Below are 9,612 nucleotides of genomic sequence, written 5' to 3'. Positions count from 1 at the left end.
GATTCTTCACAACGCTTCAGAATGACAGCTGACTTACATTATCGTATCTTACATTACCGTATCTTAATTTCTTGCTACACTTTAATAGGGTTACCGGCTGTAATGATGTCCCTGAGCTTGCCGATGGTTTTCTCTGCGTCGGCTGCCATTTCTTTGATGATTGCCGCCGCAGGCATGATATTTTTGACCAGACCCGCTGCTTGACCGGCCATCACGCTACCGTGATCGACGTCGCCTTCTTTAGCGGCAAGACGTAGTTTGCCGACGCCGAGGGATTCTAGCTCTTCTACCGGGACCCCCTCTTTTTCCATCTGCTCGAACTCGCGTGTGAGCCTATTTTTTAACACCCGAACCGGATGTCCTGTTGAGCGCGCCGTAACTGTTGTGTCCCTGTCCTTTGCACCAAGAACTTTTTGCTTGTAATTTTCATGCACGGTGCATTCTGTCGCACAGACGAATCTGGTTCCAACCTGCACGCCGGCAGCGCCAAGCGCCAGGGCCGCCGCTAGGCCACGCCCATCGGCGATACCGCCGGCTGCGATAACAGGAATGCTTACCGCATCCACAACTTGCGGTACGAGCACCATTGTCGTAAGCTCGCCGATGTGGCCGCCCGATTCGGTACCCTCTGCTATTACGGCGTCTGCACCAACTTTTTCCATCCGCTGGGCAAGCGCAATAGACGGCACAACCGGAATAACCTTTGTCCCTATCTCTTTAAACTTATTGATAAACGTACTCGGATTCCCGGCGCCTGTCGTCACAACGGGGACGTGTTCCTCCAGCGATACCTGGATCAGCTCTTCGATATGGGGGGTTAGCAGCATTAAATTCACACCAAAGGGCCTGTCGGTAAGCTCCTTGGTTTTGCGTATTTCCTGGCGCAGTATGTCGGTCGGCATATGACCTGCGCCAATAATACCTAAACCACCACCGTTGGAAACGGCGGCGACAAGCTCGGCCGTTGATACCCAGGCCATACCCCCCTGTATAATCGGATAGTCAATCCCAAGTAAATCGCAAAGTCTCGTTCGAATCACTACCTTCCCCCTCCCTCAGACCATCTGATAACATTGGCACCCCACGTAAGCCCAGCCCCAAAGCCGACAAAGAGCAATACGTCGCCCCGCTTGAGGCCTCCCGATGCGTACAGGTCGTAGAGCGCCAACGGAATAGAGGCCGTGGACGTGTTCCCGTACTTTTCTAAGTTTACAATGATTTTTTCTTTGTTGATACCGAGCCGATCCGCCGCCGCGTTTATTATGCGGATATTCGCCTGGTGCGGTACAAGATAATCGACGTCGGTTACGGTAAGGCCCGCTTTTTCAAGTGCTTTTGTGCCGGCCTCAGGCAAAATCCTCACCGCAAACTTAAACACTTCGCCCCCGACCATCTGGACGTAGTGAAGGTTGTTTTCAATAGAGTATTCGTTTCCCGGCAAGGCCGATCCTCCTGCGGGGATTTTGAGCAGGTCAGCGCCACTTCCATCCGCTGCAAGATAGCTGCTGAGCAGTCCGTAACCATCATCGACCCGGCGAAGCACAACTGCGCCTGCCCCGTCGCCAAAGAGCACGCAGGTGTTTCGATCCTGCCAGTTTACGTATTTTGTAAAGGCATCGGCGCCGATCAAAAGGACCGTCTTATACATTCCGGTTTCAATGAACTGCGCCGCAACCGTAAATCCATACACAAAGCCGGTGCAAGCGGCCTGAAGATCGAACGCCGCGCATCCGGCAATCCCAAGTTTACTTTGCACTAGGCAAGCCGTCGACGGGAAAATCATATCCGGGGTAGAGGTTGTGACCAGTATGAGGTCTACCTCGTCCGCGGTAATTCCCGCATCATCAAGTGCCGCTTTAGCCGCTTCGACCGCGAGGTCGGATGTTGCGATGCCTTCTGCGGCTACTCTCCGTTCTGCGATACCTGTTCGCGTGCGTATCCAGGTATCGCTTGTATCGACCATTTGTTCCAGGTCGAAGTTGGTCAGTACTTTTTCAGGAACGTGAACGCCAACACCCACGATTCCAACTGAAATTTTAGACATTAATCCTTGCTTTTCCTTTCAGATCATCTTTAATCTTAGAGACGACGCCGCCTTCAACTGCGTTTACCGCAAGAAGTATCGCATTATGTATCGCCTTTGCGGACGAGCTTCCATGACAAATAATGCTGACCCCATTGACGCCGAGCAAAAGCGCCCCTCCGTATTCCTCGTGGTCGAGCCGTTTCTTTAGTTTAATAAGACTCGGTTTCAACAAGAACGCGCCGATTTTGCCGACCAGCGAGCTGCTGATGACTGCCTTTAGCTCCACGAATACTTCCTTAACAAGCGCCTCGGAAAGCTTAAGAACGATGTTGCCGGTAAAGCCGTCGCAGATAATCACGTTGGTCGTACCTCGCGGGATATCCCGCCCCTCGACGTTACCGTAAAAATTAAGCCCGGAATTTTCAAGCAGCCGGTATGTCTCTTTGACCAGCTCGTTACCTTTAGTATGTTCTTCGCCGATGCTGAGAAGCCCGATCGATGGATTCTCGATCTTCATAACCGAATTCAGATATATGTTCGCCATAATTGCAAACTCGAGCAAGTTCTCGGGCTTGCAATCGGCATTCGCCCCCGCATCCATCAGGTAAACATCGCTTTTTCTCACCGGGTACCGGATTGCTATCGCGGGTCTGGACACGCCCTTTATCCTGCCCATAATGAGCAGGCCGGCGGCCATCATCGCACCCGTATTCCCAGGGCTGACAAGCGCGTGCGCCTTGCCTTTCTTTATCATCTTGCTGCCGACGACTATCGTCGACTGCCCCTTATTTCGAACGGCCCAGGCCGGCTCGTCGCTCATGCTTATAACATCGGGCGCATTCTCGATTTTGATGTTATTCGGATGCTCGATTTTTTCAAGTTTGGATTGTAGAAGGTCTTCCGGTCCCAGAAGAACGATATCAACGTGCCGGACGATCTGCGCCGCGCTTAAAACACCTTTGATCATCTCATCCGGGCCGCGGTCGCCGCCCATCACATCGACTGCAACTACTATATTCTTCATTCGTATTGGCTGCCTCGTTATTTGCTGTTTAATTATCTGGGTTGTATTCAGGTATCAATACTCTAAGATATCACGAAATCGTTTTTTGCAGCAGAAATCTATTTCCAGGCGCTATTCTGCAAGCAATTACTAGATAATAAGATTACAGGATTTTGCTGCTATCAGGCAATAGTAAAGAGCTGGCGGTTTAGCATCTGTATGTAAGCGTGCTTGATAATATCCGGTTTATAGGGCGGTGTATGCAGGATGTAAAGCTATGTACTTTTATAGCCCTAAATCTGCGATAATCCCATCCACGTTGATGTTAGATCGTACCAGTTCGCGGAAGCGTTCCACCTTTTGGGCCTGGTGGATTCGGACGCGACCGACCAGCTCGTCCGTCTTTTCAACCGCGTGCAGCGTATCGAGGTCCACCAGAATCATCGGGATGCCGAGGTCTTCGGCGCGGGCCATCACGATTGGGCTGGGTTGCATATTGCCGGTAAGGATGAGTGCCTTTGTCGGCGTTTCGAGCGCCGCAAGCTGAACATCTGCACGGTCGCCGCCCGTGATAACGGCCTTGTTTGCGGTGCGCTGGAAGAAGCGAAGCGCCTTTTCCTGGCCCATGGCCCCAACCATGAAGTTTTCGACCAGCTCGTTGGTTTTTTCGGTGGCGGTCAGAATGGTGCCGTTTAAATGGTCGGCGATTTCGCCAACTGTTACCGACATCAGCGTCTTATCCTGGGGAAGTATGCCGTAAGTTGTAATCCCCTTCTTCTTAAGGTAAGGGATTATCATATCGACGGTTTCGCGCTGGCTGCTCGGCACCTGGTTTAAGACGAGACCCAGGAACCTGTCGCCCATTAAATCTCGCGCCGCGAGAATATCGTCAACCACAAGTTCCGAGCGAAACCGCGCGATAAAGAGCGCGCTTGCGTTTAGCTCCCCGGCGATTTGGAATGCGGCCGCATTGATGAACCGGCCCTCGTTTACGTCAGCCCCATTTTCAAGCAGCATGATGTCTTTGCCCTTAGATATCCTATCGAACGCTTTCTTTATGACGCTGCTGCAGTCGCATTCTTCGCCCCTGAGGTGTGCGTGCATGAATTTGCGGGTTAAAGAGATCGGCGAGACATCCTCTAGGTTTTCCTCGATGCCAAGGTGTTTGAGAATATAGTACGCATCAAGATCGACTATTTTATCGTTAACTATCCCGGGAAGTGTGCCGACCGGTTTCATGTAGCCGATCTTAAAGCCCCTCTCCAGTAACTCTAACCCGAGGCTCAGGCACAAGCCCGTTTTCCCTGAATATGCCTCGGTTGAAACAATGTATAGGACCGCCATCTCTCCCTCACTCTCCTATCGTAATCCTAACGTCAGCGGCGACACCGCCCTGACCTTTATTGAGAACCATGAACGGGTTGATATCCATCTCGATGATTTGCGGAAAATCCGTTACGAGCTGGGATATTTTCAGAATTGTGGCAACAATCGCATCTATATCGGCGCCCGGCTGCCCTCTCACGCCCCGCAGTAAGGCATAGGCGCGTATTTCCTGTACCATCTTTTTGGCCTCTTGCTTGGATACGGGGGCGATTCTAAACGCTACGTCTTTCAGGACTTCAACGTAAATACCACCGAGGCCGAACAGGATCAGGTGGCCGAACTGGGGGTCTCTGTTTACGCCGATAATCGTTTCCCTGGCCCCGAATATCATCTCCTGGACGCTTACGCCCCAGATTCCGGCCTGCGGCATAAACCTCGTTACGTTGGCGATAATTTGATTGTATGAATTCTCGAGTTCGGCTTCATCTTTTATGGCAACCGCTATACCCCCGACGTCGCTTTTATGCAGGATATCCGGCGAGGCTATCTTCAGAACGAGCGGGAATCCAAAATACTTACTCACCCGTACGGCCTCGTCCACATCGTGTGCGAGGATAGAGCGCGCGATGCGTATCCCGTAGGCATCCGCCACCTGGGATGCCTGGATATCGGGTAGATTTCTTCTGCCATGCCGCCCGGCATCCTCGAAGATATCCTTAACGGTTGCCTTGCGTGCCTTGAATACCTCATACGTTTGCGGGGGCTGGTTGAGGTATTCTATGTAATGAAGTACCGCGGCCAGGGTTGCTACGGCTCTTTCAGGATAGTAATAGTTGGGAATTTTGTTATCGGTTAATATCTTAACACCCGATGCGACGTCGGCCCGCCCCATGAAACAGGCGTAGATCAGTTTCTCGGGAAAAGCGTGTGAAACCTCGACGATTGTACGCGCGGTCTCGTCGATGTCGGTCATGGCCTGCGGGGTAAGAATGACGATCATGGCGTTTACGTTGGCATCGTTAAGCGCTATCTGCATCGCTGTGCGATACCTATCGGGCTTGGCGTCGCCAAGCACGTCAATCGGGTTATATACACCCGCCGCGGCAGGTAATACGGCCCGAAGCGCATCGACCGTCTCGTGCTCGAACGAAGCCAGAGGCACACCGTGTTCTTCACAGGCATCCGTCGCCATAATGCCCGGCCCGCCCGCGTTGGTTAGAATCGCCACGTTTCTGCCTAGCGGAAGGGGTTGATAGGCAAAACCTACCGCATAATCGAAAAGATCTTCGACGGAATCGGCGCGTATGACGCCGCTTTGCCGGAATGCGCTGTCAAATGCCTGATTAGAACCGGCAAGCGTCCCCGTATGCGAGGAAACCGCCCGTGCGCCGGCATCGGTAACGCCCGATTTTATCGCGATAATGGGCTTCTTTTTTGAGACTATGGCCGCCGTGTTTATGAACTCACGACCCCGGTTAATGCCTTCCATGTAGGCGCAGATGACTTTGGTTTGCTCATCATCCTTGAGGGCATCAAGCAGGTCGATCTCGCTGATATCGGACTTGTTTCCAAGGCTTACGACCTTTGAGAAACCGATTCGCTCGGCCTTGGCCCAATCCAGGATTGCGGTCAGAAGCGCCCCGGATTGCGATATCATCGCTATATCCCCGGTAATAGGGTTTTCTTTTGCAAACGTTGCGTTAAGACCGCAGCCGGTATTTGAGACGCCGAGGCAATTGGGGCCTAAAACACGCATCCCGTATCGGTTGGCGATATCTATTACCCGGTGCTCGAGGCGGGCGCCCTCGATGCCGGTCTCTTTAAACCAACCCGGCCGAAATAATAACCGCCACCTTGACCCCCTTCTCGCCCGACTCCTCCATAACCTGGGGGACCAGATGGGCCGGGACCACGATGACGGCTAGATCGACGGGGTACGGAATATCCTTTATGGATGGATAAACTTTTTCGCCGTGAATTTCCTGTGCTTTAGGATTCACGGCGAAATACTTACCTTTAAAGTCTGCTGCTCGTATGTTGTCGAATATTTCGTGGCCGACGCTTCCCTCTTCCCGGCCCACCCCGACAACCGCAACTCCCTTTGGGCAAAACAACACATCAAGCATGTAAACCACCTATCGAGGGTTTTTACTTTGCATATCTTGTGTCTTGCATCTAACATATTCTTTTATGTGTGTTTCTGTGGCTTTTAAAGCTTTTACTACTCGACTTCAAGAACCTGCTTGCGGTTATAATACCCGCATGACGAGCATACGCGATGCGGCAGTTTCTGCTCGTGGCACTGCGGACACTCCACCAGTGCCGGACCGGAAACCGCTTTCCAGTGAGCGCGACGTGAGTCTCTTCTTGCTTTTGAGGTTCTCCTCTTGGGTACTGCCATCTATTAGCACCTCCCCGGAACATCTAGAAATTTCAAGTTATGCGTTTCTTACCCATAACAAACTAAAATGCTACACCAAAACTAAAAGCCTGCCAAGACGCAGGCTTGGATAGGCTTAAACAACAGCATTTATTTTACATGCGAGCGGCTGTTATGTCCAGCCCTATTAGGTTCCGGAGGCCTGAGTCAAGGGTCCAGAATAATGGTATTACGGGTCTGGGTGAGGGTTTGTGAGAAGCAAGTGTAGTAGAGTGCCTGTTACTTGCCTATCGAGAATTTATCGATACATTTGTTTTTTGAGTCGAAGACCCGTACGCTTACCTTGCCGCCGGAAACATCTACGACCGAGTAGTTATAGACCGCTTTTGGAGGTACATCCACACCGGTTTTACTCTTATACGTCGAAGTAGGCGGCGCCCCGACGGATCCACTTGTCACCTGGTATATCTTTCGCTTAAAACCAAATCTCGTACCTTTTATCGTCTCATTCATGGCCGAGTCGATGTGGCGGCGCGCGTAGTTGTGCTCATGGCCTACGAACACGAGCGTTACGCCACGCGCGTCAAATATCGTCCATAATTTATCTCGCGAAAGCTTGTTAGCATCGAGGGACGACCCCAAATGCGATCCCGTGGGATAGGCGGGCTCGTGGACGAAGACAAAGTGTAGGTTCTTTGCGCTATTTTTCAATGCCTTATCGAGCCAGTTGCGTTCGGCGGCCGTTACTTCATGCGAGCGGTTTGAGTTAAGGACAAAGAAATCGGCATTGCCGTAATTAATCCAGTAGACCGTGTGGCCGTAGCCGGTCACCATTTCGTTTGGCAGATATGTAAACGCTTTTGAGAAAACCGGCTCTTTTCCCTCATGGTTGCCGATTGCCGGGTAGATGGCTTTGAGCGGATAGTAATCATCCATAACGCTTTTCCAGAAATCCAGCTGTCGTGCTACCGTGGGACCGCCGCCGACCATATCGCCCGTAAAAAAGACGAACTTGGGCTGTGGCGAAAGCTTTTTTACCTTCCCCATAATCGTTCGCAGCACCGACTCATTCACGCCCTTGGTAGAGCCCCTGCTATCAGCCATAACAACAAAGCGAAACGGCGCACCCGGGGTTGATTCCTGGGATTGGAATGTTGCGGGGCCGACCGTTTTGCTTGCAACAGCCGACGACCCTTTGTCGGATACAGGTGGCGATGCCAGAACGATGCCTACTGCGGCGACCAGGCATACCATAAATATAATTATTAAGATGATGCGACTTCGGTTTGGTGTTGACGGCATACGACTATCATATATCCTTTTGGCGGCTAATTAAAGATGGCATCGTTAGAGGCCGGGTGATAGATTAACGAGATAGTTTTCGAACCGTGCCGGAGCCGGATATGCTTTGGGCTACCGAGGGATTGCCGATATAGGATACCTCGCCGCTTCCGCTGATACGGACATCAAGTGTGCCGCTGGCCCTAACGGTGCAGCTACCCGAGCCGCTGATGGTGACCCCGCAGTCTTGGCTGGCAAGGTCCGCCGCCGAGTACGTGCCCGACCCGCTGATGTCCACTTGCTGGCGGTCGACCGTACCCGACATATTGAACTTGGTCGACCCCGACGACCTGGACGTAAGCTCGTTTGCTTCAATGTTAAGGGTTACGTCGCTCGACCCGCTTGTCGAAAGATCCATCGTATCCGTCTTTATCTTGGCCTCTTTAATATTAGCCACGCCCGAGAGGTCGATGCCGTTGAGGTTTTTTACCGTTACGAAGAAGTTTATCGGTTTGCTAGGCACAAGCCTAATCGGAAAGCCCGCCCTTTTGAAGCTTATATCCAGCTGCCCGTTGTTAACGGCAGTTATAATCTGCGGAAGGATGTTATCCTCGGCTTCGATCTTAAGGGATTCCGTATCGCCCTGCTTGATAATGAGGTTACCCATCCCGTCCAGCGAAATCCTATTAAAGTTACGCACATCCCTGGTTTCTGTCTTTACGTTTCCCGAACCAACAACAACGCCCCCGCACGATCCTAAAAATACGGCGATAGCAATAAGAAGAAAGCTTATAATAGCGAGCGAAATGGTCTTTCTCGCTCCGGATATATCGATTCTCATACCTATTCCTTTAGTAATTACTTTTGCTCCTGGTCCTCGAGCAGTTTTTTAAGCACTTCAAGTCTCGCGTCGATTTTTACTTCTTCGTGCGGTTTGTGCTTTCCGGTTATGGGTTCGCCGCAGATGGGGCAGATTCCCCCGCAGGCCTCTTTACATAGAGGTTTCATGGGAATAGCAAGCACGAATTCTTCGTCGGTGGGAAGGCCGAGGTCGATGGTGCTGTCTTTCATAGTGTAGGCTTCCTCTTCGGGGGCCGGCGGTTTATAGAATATCTCGTCTATCGCCCAGTCGACCGGAAAGCTGAATTCGTTGAGGCAACGGCTGCATACGAGTTTAAGCGCCGATCTTATATGGCCCTTGATGCGAATGCCCGAGCCGGTGTTCTGCGCTTTTATATCGAATTTCACCGGTTCGACGAATTCGATATTTGTCGTCTCTGTCTTAATAGGAGAGAACTTTTCCTCAAACGAGAATTCCTCTTCGGCCCCGATATCATCGATGATGTCTCTTACGTCTATAACCGCTTTATTCATCTTCTCAACCTCAACTTTTGATTTTCGCCTATCCCGCTTGTCTTGTAACTATATTAATACCCGTTTAATGCGATGCAAAAGCCATATACTTGTTACCTCGCATCTCAAAGTGTCATTCTAAACGCCAGCAATTGTCATTCTGAGCAGGTCCTTCGCTATCGCTCAGGATAAACTCCGAATCTAGAGAACACTCACAGACTGCTGTTGCCTGTCATTCTGAGC

10 protein-coding genes are annotated in these 9,612 nt (G+C 51.4%); all 10 read right to left on the bottom strand.

All coding sequences use genetic code 11. From position 1 onward, the window contains the following. Positions 1 to 74 precede the first annotated feature (74 nt). Entirely contained in the window at positions 75 to 1,040 is a 966-nt protein-coding gene (gene fabK, locus COY37_RS05705) for an enoyl-[acyl-carrier-protein] reductase FabK (RefSeq protein WP_286679255.1), read from the bottom strand. Then, complete coding sequence (locus COY37_RS05700) at positions 1,040 to 2,044, bottom strand: beta-ketoacyl-ACP synthase III (RefSeq protein WP_286679254.1); 1,005 nt, start codon at positions 2,042 to 2,044, stop codon at positions 1,040 to 1,042. Before COY37_RS05700 ends, fabK begins: the two co-directional genes overlap by 1 nt. Beyond that, positions 2,037 to 3,050 (bottom strand): phosphate acyltransferase PlsX, encoded by a 1,014-nt coding sequence (plsX, locus tag COY37_RS05695; RefSeq protein WP_286679253.1) that lies wholly within the window; start codon positions 3,048 to 3,050, stop codon positions 2,037 to 2,039. Before plsX ends, COY37_RS05700 begins: the two co-directional genes overlap by 8 nt. Positions 3,051 to 3,314: 264 nt before the next feature. Further along, a complete protein-coding gene (locus tag COY37_RS05690) occupies positions 3,315 to 4,373 on the bottom strand; it encodes a phosphotransacetylase family protein (RefSeq protein WP_286679252.1) in 1,059 nt (352 codons plus the stop codon). A 7-nt stretch (positions 4,374 to 4,380) separates the two neighbouring features. Beyond that, complete coding sequence (locus COY37_RS05685) at positions 4,381 to 6,111, bottom strand: acetate--CoA ligase family protein (protein WP_286679251.1); 1,731 nt, start codon at positions 6,109 to 6,111, stop codon at positions 4,381 to 4,383. Positions 6,112 to 6,175: 64 nt separating this feature from the next. Further along, positions 6,176 to 6,481: a CoA-binding protein gene (locus COY37_RS05680; RefSeq protein ID WP_286679250.1), complete on the bottom strand. Its 306-nt coding sequence runs from the start codon at positions 6,479 to 6,481 to the stop codon at positions 6,176 to 6,178. A gap of 95 nt (positions 6,482 to 6,576) precedes the next feature. Further along, positions 6,577 to 6,756, bottom strand: coding sequence for a 50S ribosomal protein L32 (gene rpmF, locus COY37_RS05675; RefSeq protein WP_286679249.1), 180 nt, complete (start codon positions 6,754 to 6,756; stop codon positions 6,577 to 6,579). 258 nt (positions 6,757 to 7,014) lie between these two features. Then, complete coding sequence (locus tag COY37_RS05670; protein ID WP_286976662.1) at positions 7,015 to 8,037, bottom strand: metallophosphoesterase family protein; 1,023 nt, start codon at positions 8,035 to 8,037, stop codon at positions 7,015 to 7,017. A gap of 64 nt (positions 8,038 to 8,101) precedes the next feature. Further along, positions 8,102 to 8,857 (bottom strand): head GIN domain-containing protein, encoded by a 756-nt coding sequence (locus COY37_RS05665; protein WP_286679247.1) that lies wholly within the window; start codon positions 8,855 to 8,857, stop codon positions 8,102 to 8,104. 17 nt (positions 8,858 to 8,874) lie between these two features. Then, a complete protein-coding gene (locus COY37_RS05660; RefSeq protein WP_286679246.1) occupies positions 8,875 to 9,390 on the bottom strand; it encodes a YceD family protein in 516 nt (171 codons plus the stop codon). Positions 9,391 to 9,612 lie beyond the last annotated feature (222 nt).

The sequence above is a fragment of the Candidatus Aquicultor secundus genome (assembly GCF_002791875.1).
Classification (GTDB): Bacteria; Actinomycetota; Aquicultoria; order Aquicultorales; family Aquicultoraceae; genus Aquicultor_A; species Aquicultor_A secundus.
Note: the sequence above shows the minus strand (reverse complement) of the source record. Positions and strands in the feature narration are given on the sequence as shown.